The organism is Pseudomonas sp. MYb193 (assembly GCF_002966775.1).
GTDB classification, from domain to species: domain Bacteria; phylum Pseudomonadota; class Gammaproteobacteria; order Pseudomonadales; family Pseudomonadaceae; genus Aquipseudomonas; species Aquipseudomonas paracarnis.
This window is the reverse complement of record NZ_CP023269.1, coordinates 5566256-5584370: the sequence shown is the minus strand read 5'-3', so window position 1 is coordinate 5584370 and position 18115 is coordinate 5566256. Positions and strand designations below refer to the sequence as shown.

Below are 18115 nucleotides of genomic sequence, written 5' to 3'. Positions count from 1 at the left end.
TAGGTCGCGGATTATAACGATGGTTTGTTCACTGTGCCATCCGAAAAATCCTCCAGCTTCGTGCGAAGGAAGCTGGCGGCAAAAAGCTCCGGCGGCAGGGGCAGGCTGACGATGTAGCCTTGCATCTGTTCACACCCCTCGCTTGCGAGGAATGCTTGTTGTGCCGGGGTTTCCACGCCTTCGGCGATGATGGTGAATTGCATGCTGTGGCCGAGGGCGATGATGGCGCGCACGATGGCTGCATCGTGAGGGTCGTCGGGCAAGCCGCGGACGAAAGATTGATCGATCTTGAGGAAGTCCAGGGGCAGGCGTTTGAGGTAGCTGAGGGACGAGTAGCCGGTGCCGAAATCATCGATCGCCAGCTGTACGCCCAGGCGCTTGAGTTGGTGCAACACCGCCAGTGCTTCTTCGGCTTGGCTCATGATGAAGTTTTCGGTGATCTCCAACTGCAGGCAGCCAGGTTCGAGGCGGTAATCGCGCAGCAGTTGTTCGATGCGTGACAGCAGGTTGGGGTGACGCAGTTGCGCGCCTGCGAGGTTGACCGACAGGGGGCCGAAATCCTCGAAAGCCGCTTGCCAGGCGTGCAGCTGCCGGCACGCCTGTTCCAGTACCCAGTCGCCGATTTGCAGGATCATGCCGTTCTCTTCGGCCAGGGCAATAAAGTGTTCGGGCGGGACCTCGCCCAAGGTCGGGTGGTGCCAGCGGATCAAGGCTTCGGCGCCGATCAGTTGTTGGGTGACCAGGCTGCGTTTGGGTTGGTAATACAGGCTCAATTCTTCACGTTCGATGGCGCGGCGCAGTTCGTGCTCCAGCGCTACGCGTTCATTGGCCTGGGCCGTCAGGTCGCGGGTGTAGCGCTCGACCCGGTTGCGCCCCTTGGCTTTGGAGCGATACATCGCGGCGTCGGCATTTTTGACCAGGGTGGCGACGTCGGTACCGTCTTGCGGATACAGACTGGTACCGATACTGGCGCTGATAAAGAACTCATGCTCGCCGGCCTGGAATGGCGGGGTAAAACAGTCGAGCAGTTTGTTCGCCAAGTGCTGGGCGTCGCTGGCCTGTTGCAAGCCGGGCAGCAGGATGATGAATTCGTCGCCGCCCAAGCGAGCAACGGTGTCCACGTCCCGCAACTGGTCCTTGAGGCGTACGGCGATGTCTTTGAGCAGCAGGTCGCCGACCGGGTGGCCGAGGCTGTCGTTGATGTGCTTGAAGCGGTCGAGGTCGAGAAACAGCACCGCGCCCTGTTTACCACTTTCCTGCTGGCCGTTGAGTGCGGCCTGCAGCCGGTTTTCAAACAGGGTGCGGTTGGGCAGGCCAGTCAATGGGTCGTGGTGGGCCTGATAATCCAGGCGGGCCTGGGCCAGCTTGAGGCTGGAGATGTCGGCAAACACAGCAACGAAATGCGTGACCAATTGCTCGCGGTTACGCACAGCGCTGATGGTCAGCCAGCTCGGATACACCTCGCCGTTCTTGCGGCGGTTGGAGATCTCTCCTTGCCAGTGGCCATGGCTCGTCAACTGGTACCACATCGCCGCATAGAACGCGCTGTCATGCAGGCCGGAGGCAAGCAGGCGCGGGGTATGGCCAAGGGCTTCAACCTCGCTGTAGCCGGTTATCTCCGTGAAGGCGCGGTTGACGGCGCTGATGTTCTGCCGTGTGTCGGTGATCAAGACGCCTTCGGCGGTGCTTTCGAACACCGTGGCGGCCTGCTGCAGTTTTTCCTGCATCAGCTGGCGTTCGGTGATGTCCCGGGCGATGGTCAGCATGCAATCTTCGTCGCCAATCGGCAGTGGGCGGCTGGACACTTCGCAGAGGCGAATCTGGCCATCGGCACGACGGATATGACAGATGAAATCGCGGACAAAGCCGTCGCGCTGCATCAATTCCAGCATGTGCTTGCGTTCGTTGAGGTCGACCCAGATGCCCAGGTCCAAGGCTGATTGGTCGAGTGAAGAGGCGCTGGTGAAGCCGGTCAGGTGGCTGAAACCCTCGTTAACTTCGATCAGCAGGCCGTCGCTCTGGCGGCTTAGCAGTAAGCCATCTGGGGAGGCATGGAAGGCTTTGGCAAACTTTTCTTCGGAGGTTTGCAGTCGCTGTTGGGTTTCCTTGAGCTGAGTGATGTCCCGCACCACCACCACCAAGGCTTCGGTGGTGTCGAGTTGGAATGGCTCGGCTGAGATCAGCCCGGTAAAGGCCTGGCCATTGCTGCGCAGAAAGGGCATTTCCAGGTTACGGATACTGGTGGTCTGTACCCGCTGCAGCAAATCCGGACCGACACCCTGAATGCCCCATATATTCAGATCTGAGGCGGTTTTGCCCACGACCTCATCAAAGCTCAGGCCAATCTGGTCCTCGAATGCCTTGTTGACCTCCAGCAAACAACCATCAGACAACCGAGCAATCACCAGGATGTCCGGACACTGCTGAAACACCGAGGCAAATTTCTGCTCGGACAGTTGCAGGGCTTCCTCGGTGCGCTTGGCTTCGCTGATGTCGATCATCAGGCCGCGCAGCACTGGCTCGTGGCCGTGTTCGATCAGGCTGACAATGTCACGTACCCACAGGCAGCGGCCATCGGCGGTGATGACCCGGTAATCAATACTGTGATCACGGTTAGCACGAGTTTCCCGATAGCAATAGGCCTCGGCGCGGGTCAGGTCAGCGGGATGGATGATGTTGCGCCAGAAGCCTGGAATCAGCCAATGGGCGCGGGGATAGCCGAGCAGGTCTTCGGCATGGGGCGACACATAGCTGTAGGTGAAATCGCTGATGCTTGCTTCCCAGGCAATGGCGGACAAGCTCTCCACCAAGCCTCGATAGTGGTACTCGCTGCTTCGCAGTTCTTGCTCAAGGGCGACCCGACGGGAAATTTCCGAGCTGAGCCGGCGATTGATCCGAATGACGATCGCCAGCACCGTACTCAACAACAGCACCGCTGGCAGGCCGTACGTGAGCAGGTCAGCCCAGAAGGTGCGGTGATCGGTGAAGCTGCCGACCCAGTGTTGCTGGATCGCATCAGTTTCGGCTGAACTGAGATCGGCGAGGACTTTGTCCAGGATGCCCACCAGGATTTTCTCATCCCGCGGCACGCCCATCGCCAGTTGGTAGCGGTAGGGCGTTTCGCCGCTGACGTACAGGCCGTCGAGCTTGAGTTGGCGCAGGCTCCAGACGCTGGAGGCGAGGTCGCCGACGACAGCATCCACTTCATCGGTGGCCAGGGCTTGCAGCGTCGAACTGACGTTGGGCAGGGCGACCAGATTCAGGTCCGGATGGTGGGTACGCAGCAGTTCATGGGGCGCGTAGTTCTCCACCACGGCAATTTTCAGCCCGTACAAATCCTTGAGGCTGCGTGGTTTCGCGCCGCCTTCATGGGCCAGGATGACGATGGGAAAGTCGAGATAAGGGCGTGTGAAGGCCAGGAAGTTTTGGCGCTCGGGGGTGGACATGATGCCCGGCAGCAGGTCGAGCTGATTATTGCGGGCTTGTTCAAGCACCGCGGTCCAGTTAACCGGTTCGATCAGTTTGATTCGCACACCCAGGCGGTCCTGGAGCAGGCGTACGTAATCGGCTGCCAAGCCCTGATATCGTCCATTTTCATCGCGATATTCAAAAGGTGGCCAAGACGCATCCACGCCTAGGCGCAGCTCCTGATGGTCCGCCAACCAGCTACGCTCATCATCCGTAAGAGTCAACGCGCCAGCCGTTGCGGTCCAGGTCAGCAGCGACAGCAGTATCACGGTCGGCAATCTGGGCATAACGGTCTCGTTATGGCACGGGGAATGTCTCGAGTGTAGACGGGCATTGCGAGGGTGGGGTGGTGCGGGGCAGTTAATCTGTCAAAGCAATCGGTAGAAAGCAAAACCCCCGGCCTGGGCCGGGGGTTCTGGTATCACTCGTCGAGGAAGGAGCGCAGATGCTCGCTTCGCGTCGGGTGGCGCAACTTGCGCAGCGCCTTGGCTTCGATCTGACGGATCCGCTCACGGGTCACGTCAAACTGCTTACCGACTTCCTCAAGGGTGTGGTCGGTATTCATGTCGATGCCGAAACGCATGCGCAGTACCTTGGCTTCACGGGCAGTGAGGCCGGACAGTACGTCGCGAGTTGCTTCTTTCAAGCTCTCAACAGTGGCTACATCGATTGGCGACTGCATGGTCGAGTCTTCGATGAAGTCGCCCAGATGGGAGTCTTCGTCATCACCAATCGGCGTTTCCATGGAGATCGGCTCTTTAGCGATCTTTAATACCTTGCGGATTTTATCCTCAGGCATTTCCATGCGTTCGCCTAGCTCTTCCGGGGTCGGTTCGCGACCCATTTCCTGCAACATCTGCCGGGAAATTCGGTTGAGCTTGTTGATGGTCTCGATCATGTGCACCGGAATACGGATGGTGCGGGCCTGGTCGGCGATCGAGCGAGTGATCGCCTGACGGATCCACCAGGTGGCATAAGTCGAGAACTTGTAGCCGCGACGGTATTCGAACTTGTCCACCGCCTTCATCAAACCGATGTTGCCTTCCTGGATCAGATCAAGGAATTGCAGGCCACGGTTGGTGTACTTCTTGGCGATGGAGATCACCAGACGCAAGTTCGCTTCAACCATCTCTTTTTTCGCGCGGCGGGCCTTGGCCTCACCGATCGACATGCGACGGTTGATGTCTTTGATTTCTGCAATCGTCAGGCCGGTTTCGGTCTCAAGCGCGGTCAGTTTCTGCTGGCAACGGATGATATCGGGCTGCAGGCGACCGATGGCTTCGGCGTATTTCGCCTTGCCCTTGGCCAGTGCGTCGCTCCAGCTTTCGTCAACTTCGTTGCCCGGGAACTGGCGCAGGAAATCGGTACGCGGCATGCGCGCATCACGCACACAGAGCTGCATGATCGCACGCTCTTGGGCACGCAGACGCTCAAGAGCACTGCGAACACGCTCAACCAGGCCTTCGAATTGCTTGGGCACCAGCTTGATCGGCATGAACAGCTCAGCCAGGGCCACCAGCTCGGCAATTGCCTGCTTGTTGCCGCGACCGTGCTTCTTCAGGGCCTTGCGGGTGATTTCCATTTGATCGGAAACCGCACCGAAGCGTTGGGCCGCGATGACCGGGTCTGGACCGCTTTCGGCTTCTTCTTCGTCGTCGCTGCTTTCAGCTTCGTCGTCGTCGGAGTCGTCGTCCGCTTTTGCGGCTTTCGCATCAACAGGCGGCGGTACTTCGGCGGCAGGCGGCGCAATGCCGTCGTCCGGGTCGATATAACCGCTCAGGACGTCGGACAGGCGGCCACCTTCGGTGGTGACGCGGGTGTACTCGGCGAGAATGTGGTCAACCGTGCCAGGGAAGTGCGCAATGGCGCCCATCACTTCACGGATACCCTCTTCGATACGCTTGGCGATTTCGATCTCGCCTTCGCGTGTCAGCAGCTCGACGGTACCCATTTCGCGCATATACATGCGCACAGGGTCTGTCGTGCGACCGATATCGGTCTCCACCGCAGCCAACGCGGCGGCAGCTTCTTCAGCGGCGGCTTCGTCGGTATCGGCGTCGGCCAGCATAAGGGAATCCTTATCTGGCGCAGTTTCGAATACGTTGATCCCCATGTCGTTAATCATGCGGATGATGTCTTCCACCTGCTCAGGATCTGAAATATCCTCAGGCAGGTGGTCGTTGACCTCCGCGTAAGTCAGGTAACCCTGCTCACGACCAAGAAGTATCAACTCTTTGATACGAGACTGCTGTTGCGCTTTTCCGGACATAACACCCTATCCACTGAAGGTCTTGGCGGGCAAAAAACAAGCCGAGGATTATACCCGAGCTATGACCTCACACGCCAGCTGAGGTCGGGTTTGATGCGTAAACATTCTGTTTTAAGAGGTCGCGCATCTGTTTTGCTATCTGAATCTGCTCTTCAGCCGATAATCCCGGCTGCCTTGCTCTCTTGATAAGTTCATCGAGGGTCTGAGTGTGTTGACCCGCGGATAACCTATTAATGGTGTCTAAAAACTGTTGTTCAAGGTTGTCGCCGTCAATTAGCCACTCCTTTTCCGCCAGTGCCCGCAATAAACGGCCCTGTTCCGTGCCATGCCAGCGAGCCATCAACTGGATTGAGTTTAGCTTAGGGTTTTTCTGCACGGCTTCGATCAGTGCGATAAGCACCTGAGCATAGGTATTGCTCTCGTTGGCAAAGTGGTCGGCACTTTCAACCTTGCCGGCCAATTGCGGGTGGTGAATCAGTGTGCGCAGTGCAATCAATGTGGGGGCTTCCACCGCTACGGGCGTGCGTGGTGCGTAGGCTTCATCGCGATCACCGCGTTTGCCGTTTTTGCTCCAGGGCTTTTTGTCCCACTTCTTGCCGCCGGCGCCGGGCTTCTTCGGCGTCCATTCCTGCTGGGGGGCGAAGGCCTCCTGAGGTTGGTGGAAGTCGGCATAGTCCGGCATGGCGTCGTAATCCATGCCGGGGTCGTAGACTGGCGGTGCATCCTGCGGGGCGCTGTGCACCAGCTGGCTTACGGCTTCACCGCTTAAACCAGTGATCTCCAGCAGGCGTTGGCGCATCAGCGTGCGCAAATTAGCGCCCGGGACTTTGTCGATCAGCGGCGCCGCGAGGGTGGCCATATGGGCCTTGCCCTCGAGGGAGCGCGGGTCGGCTTCTTCGGTCAGTTGCTGGAAAAAATAATCCGCCAGCGGCTGCGCATGTTGATTGATACGTGCACGGAACGCGTCGGTACCTTCCGAACGCACCAGGGTGTCCGGGTCTTCGCCTTCGGGCAGGAACAGGAAGCGTGCGCGGCGCCCATCCTGCAGGCTCGACAGCGTGGCTTCGAGCGCACGCCAGGCGGCGTTGCGGCCCGCCTGGTCGCCGTCGAAGCAGAACAGCACGCTGGGCACGACACGGAACAGGCGCTTCAGATGTTCTTCGCTGGTGGCAGTGCCGAGGGTCGCGACCGCGTTGCGCAAGCCTTGCTGGGCCAGGGCGATGACGTCCATATAGCCTTCAACCACGATGATCTCGTCGAGGTTGCGATTATTCTTGCGTGCTTCGAACAGGCCGTAGAGTTCCTGGCCCTTGTGGAACACCGGGGTCTCCGGAGAGTTCAGGTACTTGGGCTTGTCATCCCCGAGTACACGGCCGCCGAAGGCGATGATGCGGCCACGGCTGTCGCGGATCGGGAACATCACCCGGTCGCGGAAGCGGTCATAGCGCTTGCCGGTCTCGGCGTTTTCCACCAGCAGGCCGGCATCGATCATGGCCTTTTGCTGGAGGGTGTCGCTGCTCAGGTGTTTATACAGATTGTCCCAGCCCGGCGGAGCGAAGCCGAGGCCGAAGTCCCGAGCGATTTCGCCGGTGAGGCCGCGCCCTTTAAGGTAATCGACAGCGGCCTTGCGCTGCGGATGGCTCTTGAGAGCCTGGCGGTAAAAATCGGCAGCAGCGGTGAGCAACGGATACAGCGGCGAATCGGTGGGTTGCCGCGGTTTGTGCGGCCGGCCACTTTCTTCGCGGGGCACTTCCATGCCGGCGGCTTTCGCCAGGTCCTCGACAGCCTGGGGGAAGTCCAGGTTGTCGTGGTCCATCAGGAAGCCCAGGGCATTCCCGCCCGCCCCGCAACCGAAGCAGTAATAGAACTGCTTGTCGGGGCTAACGCTGAAGGATGGGGTTTTTTCTTTATGGAAAGGGCAGCAGGCGGTGTAGTTTTTGCCGGCTTTTTTCAGCTGTACGCGTGAGCTGACAACATCGACGATGTCGGTGCGGTTCAGAAGGTCGTCAATAAAGCTCTGGGGAATCAGCCCGGCCATGGCGTTCTCGTCATCACTGCGTGTAAATGAGGGCACGTGACGTGTTCAAGCGCACGTATGGAGTGCTCGATCATCATCGTCTGCGTGGGTCATCAGGGAGTGTATCTGCCGAATATTTACTGAGGATAGTTTCTGATCAGTCTTCGGCATGGAAATGTTGCCCGGGCGTCCGGTCTAGGCCAATGGCGGCCTCGGAAACGCATCGTTGGGCACAGCCGATACAGTTGATCGTCTGTTTGAAGAATAGGTGTGCTCGTCAGTAGCCTTGTTAGGCTCGTCAGAAGAGACGTGCACCGCTGGCAAAAGAGCCAGCCCTGACGTGTGAAGCAGTGTCTCGGTCGCATGTGCGGCGTCGACGGTGAAGCATCAAGCGATATCCGCAAATGCCAACAGCCCGGCTGAAGGCCGGGCTTGGCAGAAGCTTGCTACGAACGTCTGTGTATTAGTACAGACGAACGGCGCGGCGCTGTTCGCGCTGAACTTTCTTAGCGTGACGCTTAACAGCGGCTGCTGCTTTGCGCTTACGCTCAGAAGTTGGCTTCTCATAAAATTCGCGGCTACGAACTTCAGCCAGAACACCGGCTTTTTCGCAGGAGCGCTTGAAACGACGCAGAGCTACGTCGAAGGGTTCGTTCTCTTTTACTTTGACGGCTGGCATCCAGAGCTACCTTCTTTCATTACCGGGAATCAACGTTCTCGTCGCAAAAAATTCGCGGCTGAGGTCGTCGGTTTTTAAGGGTTGCGGATGTTAACCCCTCATTGCCCGGAATGCAAAGCCTCTGATCGAAAACCGCTAGTCGGGAGGGGGAGTGGCGACTATTATGCGCGCCTTCGAATTCAGCCTCTACAAGGCGCAAACCCATGCTAGTACTGGGACTTGAAACCTCCTGCGACGAAACCGGAGTCGCACTATACGACAGTGAACGCGGGCTTTTGGCCGATGCACTGTTCAGTCAGATCGACCTGCATCGCGCCTATGGTGGCGTGGTGCCGGAGCTTGCCAGCCGCGATCACGTCAAGCGCATGCTGCCGCTGATCCGCCAGGTGCTGGATGAGGCCGGCTGTGTGGCAACCGAGATCGATGCCATCGCTTACACCGCCGGCCCCGGATTGGTCGGAGCCCTGCTGGTTGGGGCCTCTTGTGCCCAGGCGTTGGCGTTTGCCTGGGGCATTCCTGCCCTTGGTGTGCACCATATGGAAGGCCATTTATTGGCGCCCATGCTGGAAAAAACACCGCCGGAGTTCCCGTTCGTCGCTTTGTTGGTTTCGGGGGGGCATACGCAGCTGGTTCAGGTGGACGGGATCGGCCAATACACACTGTTGGGCGAGTCGCTGGACGATGCCGCCGGTGAAGCGTTCGACAAAACCGCGAAGATGATGGGACTTAATTATCCGGGGGGGCCGGAAATCGCCCGCCTTGCCGAGAACGGCGTTGCCGGTCGCTACACCTTCCCGCGGCCGATGTGTGATCGTCCTGGCCTGATGTTCAGTTTCAGCGGCTTGAAAACCTCTGCCTTGAACACCTGGCAGCAGAGCGTGAGCGCCGGGGACGACGGCCAGCAAGCCCGTTGCGACATCGCGCTGGCGTTCCAGCAGGCTGTGGTGGAGACTTTGACCATCAAGTGCAAGCGCGCCCTGAAACAGGCGGGCATGAAGCGGCTGGTGATCGCAGGCGGCGTCAGCGCCAACAAGGCGTTGCGCAGTTCCCTGGAAAAAATGCTCGGCGACATGAATGGCAATGTGTTCTACGCACGCCCTGAGTTCTGCACTGACAACGGCGCAATGATCGCCTATGCCGGTTGCCAGCGCTTGCAGGCCGGACAGCACGAAAGCCTGGCGATCAGCGTGCAGGCGCGCTGGCCGATGGAACAATTGCCGCCGTTGTAAGGTTCAAGGGCGCCGAGTCCAGGCGGGATATTTAAAAATGCCGTTCGCGCCCGGCAAACAGGTCGCGTAGATTGCCGCGGTGGCGCCAGACGATCAGCAGTGTCAGCACGCTCATCGGTAACAGCGCTTGCGGTTCCTGCCAGGCCAGCAGCGGCAGGGTCAGCGGCGTAGCAATCAGCGCGGCCAGCGAGCTGGTGCGGGTCAGGTAGAACGTCAGCAGCCAGGCGAGCATGGCCAGTAACGCCGCAGGCAGGTAAATGCCCAGCAGCATGCCGGCCGCTGTGGCGACGCCCTTGCCGCCGCGAAAACGGAAGTACAACGGGAACAGGTGGCCCAGGACGGCACATAGGCCTACCCAGGCTTGCTGCTGCAAGCCAAGGCCGACGAGGCTGGCGATCAGCACGGGCAGCAGGCCCTTGCAAACGTCGCCCAGCAAGGTCAGGACGGCGAGTTTCTTGCCGGCCAGGCGCAACATATTGGTGGCGCCGGCATTGCCTGAGCCACTCATTCGCGGATCGGGGTTTCCCGTCAAGCGGCTGAGCAAAATGGCGAAGGACAGCGAGCCGAGCAGGTAGGCGAAAATCGCCAGTGACCAAAACATGCTAACTATTCCGGGCGAGGACGCCCTGATTCTAACGGGGCATCGCGCCCTTGTCGTGCTGCGGAGAAAAGTGCTTGGACAGAGTGTTTATCGAAGGCCTGGAAGTCGACACCGTGATCGGGGCTTACGACTGGGAGCGCGGAATCCGGCAATGCCTGCGCCTGGACCTGAGCTTCGCCTGGGATAATCGCCCAGCTGCGGCCGGTGATGACCTGACCCTGGCACTGGATTACGCCAGGGTGTCTGCGCGTATCCAGGCCTTTGCCGAGCAGTCCCAGTACCAACTGGTGGAAACCTTTGCCGAGCGTCTGGCCGAAGTGCTGATGAGTGAATTCCAGATTCCCTGGCTGCACCTCAAGTTGACCAAGCCCGGCGCGGTACCGGCTGCCAAGGGCGTGGGCGTGGAGATCGAGCGCGGATGTCGTTGACTCAGGTTTACCTCGGGCTTGGCAGCAATATCGACCGCGAGGCTCGTCTATGTGCCGGCTTGGATGCGTTGGCGGGTTTCTTGACGGATATGCGCTGTTCGGCGGTGTTCGAAAGCCAGCCGGTGGGGATCAAAAGTGGGCCGTTTTTCAATCTGGTGGTGTCGGCTTATACCGACCTGACGTTGATGGAGTTGGATCGTCGCTTGAAATCCATCGAGGCTGACAATGGCCGCTACGCGCCAGACCGCAAAGGCCTGCCGCTGGATATCGATGTGTTGTTGTATGGCGATCTGGTGGGCAATTTCGATGGATTGATCTTGCCGCGAGCCGAAATCCTGAAAAACGCCTTTGTGTTGTGGCCGCTGTCGATGATGGCGCCGGACCGTATGCACCCTGAGGCGGGCAAGACAATGGCCGAATTATGGCGAGACGCGCAGATTGCTCAGGTATTGGCACCTGTTGCGTTCGAATGGCAGGGTCAGCCACTCACGCCACGAACTCTTTTGTAGGCGCCGAGCTTGTTGTGGCGAGGGAGCTTGCTCCCGCTGGGCTGCGCAGCAGCCCCACTATCTTGGGAGCGCTTCGCACTGGAGCGCCAGCCCGGTCCCGCGGGAGTAAGCTCCCTTGCCACAACGGCCATCGCCTAAGGAGAGGGGTTTTCCTTGTAGGCTTTCAATGCGCTTAACCGTTCGCGCTTGAGCGCCTCGCCCAGTTCGGGGCCTTTGAAACCCTTTTCTAGCAGCGGCGCGACCGGCACTTCGCGTGCAGCCTTTGCCGCTGCGCGCAAATAATCGGCCTGTGGATAACTGCGCTGTTCAAAACCCTTGCGGCCACGAGCGTCCATTTCGCAGGCCACCACGAACTCTTCAAAGCGTTGTGGCCGACGGTACACGTCGAAGCTTTGCAACAACTCCAGCAATGTCGAGGCCTTGAGCTCAAGCGCACGATGACCGTGGGTATGATATTGCCCCACCAGCAAGGCCAACTCCTGGCAATCCCTCGGCACCTTGAAACGCTCGTTCACCGCTTTGATCAGCTTCAGGCCGCGTTGCTCGTGTGCAATATGCTGCGGCAACTTATCCACAGGTGTCAGGCCTTTGCCCAGGTCGTGCAGCAGGCAGGCCCAGCGCACGCTCAGCGGTTGCTTGTGCAGGGCAGCTTGTTCCAGCACGCTCAAGGTGTGCACGCCGGTGTCAATTTCCGGGTGGTGAGCTGCGGGCTGCGGCACGCCGAACAGCCCATCCACCTCCGGCATCAAGGTTTTCAGCGCGTCGCAGTCACGCAGTACTTGGATAAATACCTGGGGTTGATCTTCCATCAGCGCCCGTGAGATTTCCTTCCAACTGCGCTCGGGGGTAAGGGCCTCCAACTCGCCGGACTCACTGAGTTGGCGCATTAACTCCAGGGTCTCAGGGGCGACTTTGAAGCCAAGAGGCGCATAGCGCGCGGCGAAACGCGCAACGCGCAATACACGGAGTGGATCTTCGGCGAACGCGGGGGAAACATGCCGTAAAATACGCGCTTCAAGGTCGCGTTGGCCCTGATAAGGATCGGTCAGGTTACCCTCGTCGTCCTCCGCCATGGCATTGATGGTCAGGTCACGCCGGATCAGGTCTTCTTCCAGCGTAACGTCGGGGCTCGCATGGAATATAAAGCCGCCGTAACCCCGGCCATTCTTGCGTTCGGTGCGAGCGAGGGCGTATTCGTCACCGTTTTTCGGATCGAGAAATACCGGGAAATCGGCGCCCACCGGTTTATAACCCTTGGCGAGCATCTCTTCGGCCGTCGCGCCAACGACGACGCGGTCTATATCGGTGACCTTGATGCCCAGTAGGCGATCACGCACGGCGCCGCCGACTTTGTAGATTTTCATGAAAAAGCCTCCATTAGCGGCACAGGATAACGCCTGAGCTTGGCCAATGGAGGCTTTGCTGTTTCAGAGATGAACGACAGCCATGTCCAGGCGGCCGTAGTCGTTGTCGTTATGATCGCTGCGCGGTGGCACATGATGGGTTTTCATCACTTGGTCGCCCTGCAGGGTTTCCAGATGAATATCAAAGCCCCAGAGCCGATGCAGATGCTTGAGCACTTCCTCAGTGGATTCGCCCAAGGGTTTGCGGTCGTGCTGCTGGTGACGCAAGGTCAGCGAACGGTCGCCACGCACATCGATGCTGTAGATCTGCACGTTAGGTTCGCGGTTACCGAGGTTGTATTGCGCGGCCAGGGTTTCGCGAATGATGCGGTAGCCGGGTTCGTCGTGGATGGCGGGTACGACCAGATCGTCCTTGAGGTCGTCGTCCAGGATACTGAACAGCTTGAGGTCGCGGATCACCTGGGGCGACAGGTACTGCAGGATGAAACTCTCATCCTTGAAGCTGCTCATGGCGAACTTGATGGTCGATAGCCAGTCGCTGCCGGCGATTTCCGGGAACCAGCGGCGGTCTTCCTCGGTGGGGTGCTCGCACATGCGGCGGATATCGCGGTACATGGCAAAACCCAGTGCATAGGGGTTGATGCCGTTGTAGTACGGGCTGTCGAAGCCTGGCTGGAAGACCACGCTGGTATGGGACGTGAGGAACTCCATCATGAAGCCGTCAGTGACCAGGCCCTCGTCGTACAGGTCGTTCATCAGGGTGTAATGCCAGAAGGTTGCCCAGCCCTCGTTCATCACCTGGGTTTGACGCTGTGGATAAAAATATTGCGCGATCTTGCGTACGATCCGCACGATTTCACGCTGCCAGGGCTCCAGCAGCGGTGCGTGTTTTTCCAGGAAATACAGGATGTTTTCCTGAGGTTCGGCGGGGAAGCGTGCATTGTCTTTGTCGCTGTTCTTGTCGGCGCGCTTGGGGATGGTGCGCCACAGGTCGTTGATCTGTTTCTGCAGGTGCTCCTCGCGTTCCTTCTGGCGCAGGCGCTCCTCTTCGGCGGAAATCGGATAGGGACGTTTATAGCGGTCAACACCGTAATTCATCAGCGCATGGCAGGAGTCCAACAGGTCTTCTACCGCATCGATACCGTGGCGCTCCTCGCACTGCATGATGTATTGCTTGGCGAACACCAGGTAATCAATGATCGAACTGGCATCGGTCCAGGTTCGAAACAGGTAGTTGCCCTTGAAGAAACTGTTATGCCCATAGCAGGCATGGGCCACTACCAGCGCCTGCATGCAGATGGTGTTTTCTTCCATCAGGTACGCGATGCACGGGTCGGAGTTGATCACGATCTCGTAGGCCAGGCCCATCTGGCCGCGTGTGTAGGACTTCTCGGTACTGAGGAAGTGTTTCCCGTAGGACCAATGGTGATAGCCCAGGGGCATGCCCACCGAGGCATAGGCATCCATCATCTGTTCAGCGGTGATGACTTCTATCTGGTTGGGATAAGTGTCCAGGGCATAACCCGCCGCGATACGGCTGATTTCCCGGTCATAGGCCTGGATCAGTTCGAAGGTCCACTCGGAGCCAGTGGAAATGGGTTGGCGCTTGTTCTCTTTTTTGGCGGTCATGTCACTAACCTGCGCTGGAAGAGTTCACGGAAGACCGGGTAGATATCGCCGGCCGAGACCAGTTGCTGCTGGGCGAACGTGTCGGCAAAGGCTTCGCCGATGCGCTCGTATTCGAACCACAGGGCCTGGTGCTCACGGGGGGTGATTTCGACGTAAGTGTAGTACTGCACGAACGGCATGATCTGGTTGATCAAAATGTCCCGGCAGATCGGCGAGTCGTCGTTCCAGTTATCGCCGTCGGAAGCTTGGGCGGCGTAGATGTTCCAATCGTTGGCGGGGTAGCGCTCGGCCATGATCTCCTGCATCAGCTTCAGTGCGCTGGAAACAATGGTGCCGCCAGTTTCCCGCGAGTAGAAAAACTCCTCTTCGTCCACTTCCCGGGCACTGGTGTGATGGCGGATGAACACTACGTCAATCTTGTCGTAGTTCCGTTTCAGGAACAGGTACAGCAGGATAAAGAAGCGCTTGGCGATGTCCTTGGTGGCCTGGGTCATGGAGCCGGAAACGTCCATCAGGCAGAACATCACAGCCTTGGAGCTGGGGTTGGGTTGCTTGACCAGCAGGTTGTATTTCAAGTCAAAGGTATCGAGGAACGGCACGCGGTGGATGCGCGCGCTGAGTTTTTCGATTTCCGCCTCTATTTCCTGGATATCGCCGAAGTTGTCCGGTTCTTCGCGCTTCAAGCGTGCCAACTCTTCCTTGGCCTGCTTGAGTTTGGCGCGGCTGCTGCCGGACAGGGCGATACGCCGTGCATGGGCTGAGCGCAGGGTGCGGATGATGTTGATGCGCGACGGGTTGCCCTCGTTGCTGATCCCTGCACGTACGGTCTTGAAGGTATCGGTGCCGGTCAGGTTGCGTTTGACCAGGTTGGGCAGTTCGAGGTCTTCGAACATGAATTCGAGGAATTCTTCCTGAGTGATCTGGAATACGAATTCATCCATGCCTTCGCCAGAGTTGCCGGCTTTACCCGGGCCTTTGCCGCCGCCACCGCCTTGTGGGCGCTGGATATGTTCGCCGGTGGTGAATTCCTTGTTGCCGGGGTGCACCACGGTCTGTTTGCCGCCGCGGCCATGGTGAAGCACCGGTTCGTCGATGTCCCGTCCGGGAATGCTGATTTGTTCGCCATGCTCCATATCGGTGATGGAGCGGCGGCTGACGGCCTCTTCTACCGCCTTTTTGATGTGGTCACGGTAACGCCGCAGGAAACGCTGACGGTTTACCGTGCTCTTGTTCTTGCCATTGAGGCGTCGGTCGATCACATAGCTCATGGGGAGCCCTCCGGGCAGCTTCACGTTACAAGCTTCAAGCCGCGGGCTGGAAGCTTAGAGACAAGCGGTCAACTGCCAGGCCGGATGCCTGGCAGTGCGCGCTTGCCGCTGCCTTACTGCGATTTGCGAACCCGCAGGTACCACTCGGAGAGCAGTCGTACCTGTTTGTCGGTGTAGCCTCGCTCGACCATGCGTGTGACGAAGTCGTTGTGTTTTTGCTGATCCTCCTTGCTGGCCTTGGCGTTGAAGCTGATGACGGGCAGCAGGTCCTCGGTGTTGGAGAACATTTTCTTCTCGATGACCACCCGCAGCTTCTCGTAGCTGAGCCAAGTGGGGTTCTTGCCGTTGTTGTTGGCACGGGCGCGCAGTACGAAGTTGACGATTTCGTTGCGGAAATCCTTCGGATTGCTGATGCCGGCGGGTTTCTCGATTTTTTCCAGCTCTTCGTTGAGGGCCACGCGATTGAGGATTTCGCCGGTTTCCGGGTCGCGGTATTCCTGATCCTGGATCCAGAAATCGGCGTACAGGACGTAGCGGTCGAAGATGTTCTGGCCGTATTCGCTGTAGGACTCCAGGTAGGCGGTCTGGATTTCCTTGCCGATGAACTCAATGTAGCGCGGCGCCAGGTATTCCTTGAGGAAGCGCAGGTAGCGCTCACGGGTTTCGGCCTGGAACTGCTCTTGTTCAATCTGCTGTTCCAGCACGTAGAGCAAGTGCACCGGGTTGGCGGCAATCTCGTGGGGGTCGAAGTTGAAAACCTTGGACAAGATCTTGAACGCAAAGCGCGTCGACAGGCCATTCATGCCTTCGTCTACACCCGCCGTGTCACGGTATTCCTGGATCGACTTGGCCTTGGGATCGGTGTCCTTGAGGTTCTCGCCGTCATACACGCGCATTTTTGAGTAGATGTTCGAGTTGTCCGGCTCCTTGAGGCGCGACAGCACGGTGAACTGGGCAAGCATCTTCAGAGTGTCGGGCGCGCAATGGGCCTTGGCCAGGGAGCTGTTGAACAGCAGTTTGTCGTAGATTTTGATTTCGTCGCTGACCCGCAGGCAGTACGGCACCTTGACGATATAGATCCGGTCGATGAAGGCTTCGTTGTTCTTGTTGTTGCGGAAGGTATGCCATTCCGATTCGTTGGAGTGAGCCAGCAGGATCCCGGTGAACGGAATCGCCCCCAGGCCTTCGGTACTGTTGTAGTTACCTTCCTGGGTGGCGGTGAGCAGTGGGTGCAACACCTTGATCGGTGCCTTGAACATCTCCACGAATTCCATCAGGCCTTGGTTGGCCCGGCACAATGCGCCCGAATAGCTGTAGGCATCGGCGTCGTTCTGCGGGAATTCTTCCAGCTTGCGGATATCGACTTTGCCCACCAGTGCCGAAATGTCCTGGTTGTTTTCATCGCCGGGTTCGGTCTTGGCCACGCCGATCTGGTTGAGGATCGACGGGTAGAGTTTCACCACGCGGAACTGGCTGATATCACCGCCGAACTCGGCCAGGCGCTTGGTGGCCCAGGGCGACATGATGGTGTTGAGGTAGCGCCGCGGGATACCGAAGTCTTCCTCGAGGATCGCGCCATCTTCCGTGGCGTTGAACAGGCCCAGGGGCGACTCGAAGACGGGCGAGCCCTTGATCGCATAGAAGGGCACCTTCTCGATCAATTGCTTGAGTTTTTCCGCCAGGGACGACTTGCCGCCGCCTACCGGGCCGAGCAGATAGAGGATCTGCTTCTTCTCTTCCAGGCCTTGGGCGGCATGGCGGAAGTAGGAAACGATCTGGTCGATGCATTCTTCCATCCCGTGGAAGTCTTCAAAGGCCGGATAGCGGCGGATCACCTTGTTGGAAAATATCCGCGACAGGCGCGAATTATTGGCGGTTTCCACCAGTTCTGGCTCGCCAATCGCCAGTAGCAGGCGTTCGGCGGCAGAGGCGTAGGTGCTGCGGTCCTGCTTGCACAGCTCGAGATACTCCTGAAGCGTGAGTTCTTCCTGCTGTGTGGACGCGAAGCGTTGTTGGAAGTGGCTAAAGATACTCATGACGTCGTCACCTCGCTCGATACGTGGAGCCGACGCCGGATCAATCAGTCGATGCTGGCAGTCATTGACGCACGCCAATGGCTGTTTTCCCCCCAGAACACCCTGAAACGTTACCGATGACCCGTACGCCGGTGTACCGGCTCTCCCCTGATTCGGATGGCCTGCGCTTAAGGATAGTTCGGAATCCGGGAGGTCAAGGCGCGATGCGCAATTAGTTTGGCTGCGCCGTTCGTCAGAAACGGCGCAAGCCCAAGCGTCACGCGGGGTAGCGGGGTGTGAAAAAAATTATTGCAAATCGCCTGAAGAAATTTCCGCAGGATAGGTCGTACGCCACAGCTCAAACCCGCCGTCCAGGCTATAGATGTCGGAGAAACCCTGGCTGATCAAGTACGCGGCTGCGCTCTGGCTGGAATTGCCGTGGTAGCAGGCGACGATCAACGGCGCATCGAGGTCGGCGGCGCGTATGAAGTCGGCGATGTTGACGTTGTCCAGATGCTGCGCGCCGCTGATGTGGGCGGCGGCGTAAGTAGGCTGGTCGCGGATGTCGACGACTACAGCACCTTGCTCGCGCAGGGCCTGGGCTTGTTCGGGGGGGATACGTTTGAATTCGGTCATGGC

At 58.7% G+C, this 18115-nt stretch carries 13 protein-coding genes; 3 read left to right on the top strand and 10 right to left on the bottom strand.

All coding sequences use genetic code 11. The features are described 5' to 3' along the window. Positions 1-11: 11 nt before the first annotated feature. The 4 genes from CLM72_RS25655 to rpsU all read right to left on the bottom strand — a co-directional run bounded on the left by CLM72_RS25655 (position 12) and on the right by rpsU (position 8433). Positions 12-3755, bottom strand: coding sequence for a bifunctional diguanylate cyclase/phosphodiesterase (locus tag CLM72_RS25655; protein WP_105228753.1), 3744 nt, complete (start codon positions 3753-3755; stop codon positions 12-14). Between the two features lie 134 nt (positions 3756-3889). Next, positions 3890-5737, bottom strand: coding sequence for an RNA polymerase sigma factor RpoD (gene rpoD / locus CLM72_RS25650; protein WP_105228752.1), 1848 nt, complete (start codon positions 5735-5737; stop codon positions 3890-3892). Positions 5738-5804: 67 nt separating this feature from the next. Beyond that, positions 5805-7775 carry a DNA primase gene (gene dnaG, locus CLM72_RS25645; RefSeq protein ID WP_105228751.1) on the bottom strand — a complete coding sequence of 657 codons (1971 nt, stop codon included), beginning with the start codon at positions 7773-7775 and terminating at the stop codon, positions 5805-5807. A gap of 442 nt (positions 7776-8217) precedes the next feature. After that, positions 8218-8433 carry a 30S ribosomal protein S21 gene (gene rpsU / locus CLM72_RS25640; RefSeq protein WP_002551877.1) on the bottom strand — a complete coding sequence of 72 codons (216 nt, stop codon included), beginning with the start codon at positions 8431-8433 and terminating at the stop codon, positions 8218-8220. Positions 8434-8636: 203 nt separating this feature from the next. Here rpsU and tsaD point away from each other — a divergent pair, with 203 nt between their 5' ends. Then, positions 8637-9662, top strand: a complete 1026-nt coding sequence (gene tsaD / locus CLM72_RS25635) for a tRNA (adenosine(37)-N6)-threonylcarbamoyltransferase complex transferase subunit TsaD (protein WP_003194748.1) — start codon at positions 8637-8639, stop codon at positions 9660-9662. A gap of 31 nt (positions 9663-9693) precedes the next feature. Here tsaD and plsY read toward each other — a convergent pair whose 3' ends face one another. Continuing rightward, positions 9694-10263 (bottom strand): glycerol-3-phosphate 1-O-acyltransferase PlsY, encoded by a 570-nt coding sequence (gene plsY, locus CLM72_RS25630; RefSeq protein WP_105228750.1) that lies wholly within the window; start codon positions 10261-10263, stop codon positions 9694-9696. A 74-nt stretch (positions 10264-10337) separates the two neighbouring features. Here plsY and folB point away from each other — a divergent pair, with 74 nt between their 5' ends. Next, positions 10338-10691 carry a dihydroneopterin aldolase gene (gene folB / locus CLM72_RS25625; protein ID WP_032895029.1) on the top strand — a complete coding sequence of 118 codons (354 nt, stop codon included), beginning with the start codon at positions 10338-10340 and terminating at the stop codon, positions 10689-10691. Next, positions 10682-11200, top strand: coding sequence for a 2-amino-4-hydroxy-6-hydroxymethyldihydropteridine diphosphokinase (gene folK, locus CLM72_RS25620; RefSeq protein WP_105228749.1), 519 nt, complete (start codon positions 10682-10684; stop codon positions 11198-11200). Before folB ends, folK begins: the two co-directional genes overlap by 10 nt. A 134-nt stretch (positions 11201-11334) precedes the next feature. On the opposite strand, the gene CLM72_RS25610 is transcribed toward folK, so the two are convergent. The 5 genes from CLM72_RS25610 to glpE all read right to left on the bottom strand — a co-directional run bounded on the left by CLM72_RS25610 (position 11335) and on the right by glpE (position 18112). After that, a complete protein-coding gene (locus CLM72_RS25610; RefSeq protein WP_105228747.1) occupies positions 11335-12564 on the bottom strand; it encodes a multifunctional CCA addition/repair protein in 1230 nt (409 codons plus the stop codon). Between the two features lie 63 nt (positions 12565-12627). Next, positions 12628-14193, bottom strand: coding sequence for a SpoVR family protein (locus CLM72_RS25605; RefSeq protein ID WP_003194736.1), 1566 nt, complete (start codon positions 14191-14193; stop codon positions 12628-12630). Further along, on the bottom strand, positions 14190-15461 hold the full coding sequence (locus CLM72_RS25600) for a YeaH/YhbH family protein (protein ID WP_034116083.1): 1272 nt from the start codon (positions 15459-15461) through the stop codon (positions 14190-14192). The genes CLM72_RS25605 and CLM72_RS25600 overlap by 4 nt, the downstream gene beginning before the upstream one ends. Before the next feature lie 113 nt (positions 15462-15574). Beyond that, positions 15575-17497, bottom strand: coding sequence for a PrkA family serine protein kinase (locus CLM72_RS25595; protein ID WP_105228746.1), 1923 nt, complete (start codon positions 17495-17497; stop codon positions 15575-15577). A 285-nt stretch (positions 17498-17782) separates the two neighbouring features. Further along, complete coding sequence (gene glpE, locus CLM72_RS25590) at positions 17783-18112, bottom strand: thiosulfate sulfurtransferase GlpE (RefSeq protein ID WP_105228745.1); 330 nt, start codon at positions 18110-18112, stop codon at positions 17783-17785. Positions 18113-18115: the final 3 nt, after the last annotated feature.

Coding starts and splice junctions, on each gene's coding strand:
- CLM72_RS25655 (WP_105228753.1), bottom strand. CDS start 3,755: ATGCCCAGATTGCCGACCGTGATACTGCTGTCGCTGCTGACCTGGACC.
- rpoD (WP_105228752.1), bottom strand. CDS start 5,737: ATGTCCGGAAAAGCGCAACAGCAGTCTCGTATCAAAGAGTTGATACTT.
- dnaG (WP_105228751.1), bottom strand. CDS start 7,775: ATGGCCGGGCTGATTCCCCAGAGCTTTATTGACGACCTTCTGAACCGC.
- rpsU (WP_002551877.1), bottom strand. CDS start 8,433: ATGCCAGCCGTCAAAGTAAAAGAGAACGAACCCTTCGACGTAGCTCTG.
- tsaD (WP_003194748.1), top strand. CDS start 8,637: ATGCTAGTACTGGGACTTGAAACCTCCTGCGACGAAACCGGAGTCGCA.
- plsY (WP_105228750.1), bottom strand. CDS start 10,263: ATGTTTTGGTCACTGGCGATTTTCGCCTACCTGCTCGGCTCGCTGTCC.
- folK (WP_105228749.1), top strand. CDS start 10,682: ATGTCGTTGACTCAGGTTTACCTCGGGCTTGGCAGCAATATCGACCGC.
- CLM72_RS25610 (WP_105228747.1), bottom strand. CDS start 12,564: ATGAAAATCTACAAAGTCGGCGGCGCCGTGCGTGATCGCCTACTGGGC.
- CLM72_RS25605 (WP_003194736.1), bottom strand. CDS start 14,193: ATGACCGCCAAAAAAGAGAACAAGCGCCAACCCATTTCCACTGGCTCC.
- CLM72_RS25600 (WP_034116083.1), bottom strand. CDS start 15,461: ATGAGCTATGTGATCGACCGACGCCTCAATGGCAAGAACAAGAGCACG.
- CLM72_RS25595 (WP_105228746.1), bottom strand. CDS start 17,497: ATGAGTATCTTTAGCCACTTCCAACAACGCTTCGCGTCCACACAGCAG.
- glpE (WP_105228745.1), bottom strand. CDS start 18,112: ATGACCGAATTCAAACGTATCCCCCCCGAACAAGCCCAGGCCCTGCGC.